Source organism: Candidatus Poribacteria bacterium (genome assembly GCA_021162805.1).
Classification (GTDB): Bacteria; Poribacteria; WGA-4E; order B28-G17; family B28-G17; genus JAGGXZ01.
This window is the reverse complement of record JAGGXZ010000118.1, coordinates 1-3,064: the sequence shown is the minus strand read 5'-3', so window position 1 is coordinate 3,064 and position 3,064 is coordinate 1. Positions and strand designations below refer to the sequence as shown.

The following is a 3,064-nucleotide window of genomic DNA, read 5'->3' as shown; positions in this document are numbered from 1 at the left end:
CTGATAAGGTTGCCGTGCAGATCGTAGATTCGGATCGTTACCTCAGAGGCTTCCTTGAGCTGGAAGGGTATCCACGTCTCAGGGTTGAACGGGTTCGGGTAGTTCTGCAGCAGTTTCGTCTTTTCAATCGGTTCGTGCACGATCACCCTATACCTTAGCTCCGGCAGCGTGAACGACTTTCCGTCATCCATGATCAGTATGACGTTCCTCAGGACGATCGTGTGCTCGCCTGCCGATTTCGCCTTAAGGCTCAACGATCCGAGAGTGCCGCTATCCACTCTGACGCTCTCCCTACCGAGCACTACTCCGGCAGCAGTGAGCGATGAACGATCGGGTTTGGCGAAGGAGAAGGACTCCATCCCCTTCATGAGGGATCCCTCAGCGAACCGTTTGCCTCCATCACCCAAAATCTCGAACGCATTCGGGTCATAGGCGATCTGGAAGGTGTACCCTTTCAATCCTTTGAGACCTTCGGCCAGCAGATCCAGCTTGAACTCGCTTCCGAGGAGCGTGCGGATCTCCGACTCCCTCTGCATGGTGGTTCGGGTTGTCGGGGTTATAAGGGCGAGCTTAGCAGTCGAAAGGATCGGGAGTCGAGCGATCAGATCCGGTGCAGCGGCGCCCGTTCCCACGCCGAAGTTATCGGCCAGGACGATCAGATCGAAGATGTCTATCACCCCGTCGCCCTGTTCCCAAGAGCTGGGTCCGGCGATATCCATCGCCTCAAACTCGGCCTGGGTGGCTGTGGTATTCTCGGCGGTCTGATGCCAGTGACTACCCATCTGGACGAGGTCGAAGATGTCCACCTTACCATCAGGCTCGCCGTTGGGGAAATCGGCCGTCTGTGAGCCGCCTGCGCAGTCGCCGGGGATTCTGGTGACGACCTTGATATCTCCAGTGGTATCGGTCACACCGTCGGCGGTCGCTTGAATCTTTCCAACACCCTCAGTCGTAGCGGTGAACAGTCCGTTCTGGTCTATCGTGCCGATTTCTCCTATCACTTCCCAGGTGACATCGGTGGGGGTTATGGGGTTGCCCTCCGCGTCGGCTCCGGTAACGGTGAACTGCCGGGTTCTTCCTATCGGGACGAGGGCGGTATCGGGCGAGATCTCAAGCGAGGCCAATTTGCCGGGCGTGACCTTGACAGTTACTATTTGAGTGAGGATAGTATCGTTCGCTGTGGTCGAGATCGTCTTATCTCCAGCTTGATGAGGAAGCTGAATTTGGGCGACTAACCTCCCATTTTGATCAGTGGTAGCTGTTGGTACGCCTGTCCCATCCATAAGTATCTCGACCTTTTTCCCATCCACGAGTATCTTGACCGATGCACCAGATATCGGATTGCCATGCACGTCAACGACCCTAACTGTGACCGTGACGGTCGGATCGTCAGCGCTTACCTCACCAGGTTGGACGGTCAGGGTGGAACCATCCGGATCAATCCCGGCCGGTGTAAGAGTTACCTGCGCCGTTGCGGACACGCCCTGTGCTTTGGGTCCCTGAGCGGTGGCGGTGATGGTAGCGGTTCCAGCCTGAATACCGGCGGTATAGGTAACGGTACACTTCCCATCATCCCCCGTTGTCCCTGTCTCCGGATCGATCGACCCGTTATCATCGCTCACCGTGAACTTTATCTCCTCTCCGGAGATCGGATCGTTGTTCTCATCAAGCATCGTGACCGTCACCGTGGCGGTCTGTGTGCCGCATGCCACCAAGGTATCGGGATCGACGGTAATCTCCATAGTGATCGATCTGACGATGATGGTGAGAACCTCAGAGGTGACCCCGTCCACCGTAGCGATGAAGGAAATCTGGCCCTCGAAATCCTGAGGTGCTGTATAGGTACACTGATATTGACCGTTTCCGATGTCCTCTACACTGCTGAGATCTCCTTTTTTATTCTGCGAATCGGGGGCGAAACCGATTTCAACCGTCTCGCCTTCAAGTCCGGCTCCGCTGGCATCGGTGAGAGTAGCTGTCAGGATAGCCTCGCCGCCGGGTGGTATCGCTGATTTATCGGATTGCAGGGTGATGTTCAGATTGCGCAGGGTCACGGTTGTTGTGTCGTCAGTTTGAGTGTTTCCAGCGTAATCGGTGGCGGTGATAACTATTTTGTAGTCGTTATTCGACGCCGTGTTGTTCTGCGATATGGTATATGTGCCGGAGTATACGTTTTGCTGCCCTTCAACGGGGTTAAGGACGAAAGAGGTGTGGCCGGCCGCTCCTGTGTCGATCCCATCCACGTTGGCCGTCACAGATGCTATCCCGGAGCCCTCATCGGTGGCCTCGACCGTCACAGTGATGGTATCTCCGTTTTTCACCACGGTGGGCTGAGCGGTGGGATTGCTCAGTGAAGGCTTTACCGTATCGAGTTTGACCGTCACGGTGACCTGAGCGGTATTTGCGGCCTTATCGGTGGCGGTGGCAGTTATGGTGTTATCGCCCTCCTGAAGCTGTACGCCTTGAGCCGTGAACGACCCATCGGTTACCGTCGCTTGCACGCCGTTGACCGTAACCGTGTCGAGGTTGGCATCGGAGACAGTACCCGTGACCGTGATGGAAGTTTGATTCGTCCACGAGCCATCCACAGGTTGAGTTATCTGGATCTGGGGCGGGGTGGTATCGAGGATAACAGCGATGGAGTCGGAGGATTCGTGACCGACTACATCGGTAGCGGTAGCGGTTATAGTTTTATCGCCATCTCCGTCCGGCAGATCGATCTGAGCTGTAAACGACCCATCGGTCACCGTCGCCTGTACGCCGTTGACCGTAACGGTGTCAAGATTGTCGTCCGAGACAGTTCCCTGAACTTCGATGGAGGTCTGGTTGGTAAACGATCCGTCGGCGGGGGAGGTTATCTGGATCGTAGGCGGGGTGGTATCGATGGTGACCTTCTGGGAGGTATCCGTTTGGGTTTGCCCCTCCTTGGTGAAGGTAACGGAGACGGTCGCGTCCTTAACGTTATCCCCTGCTTGTACCGTATATGTTCCGGTGTAGGTTCCGTTGGATTCAGTCATGGCTATATTGGTCGCTCCCGATACGCCTTCTATTGAGAACGTGGCGG

At 55.9% G+C, this 3,064-nt stretch carries 1 protein-coding gene; it reads right to left on the bottom strand.

The genetic code is table 11. From position 1 onward, the window contains the following. Positions 1–3,064: Ig-like domain-containing protein (locus J7M22_09180; protein ID MCD6506783.1), on the bottom strand; the 3,064-nt coding region annotated here is incomplete at both ends.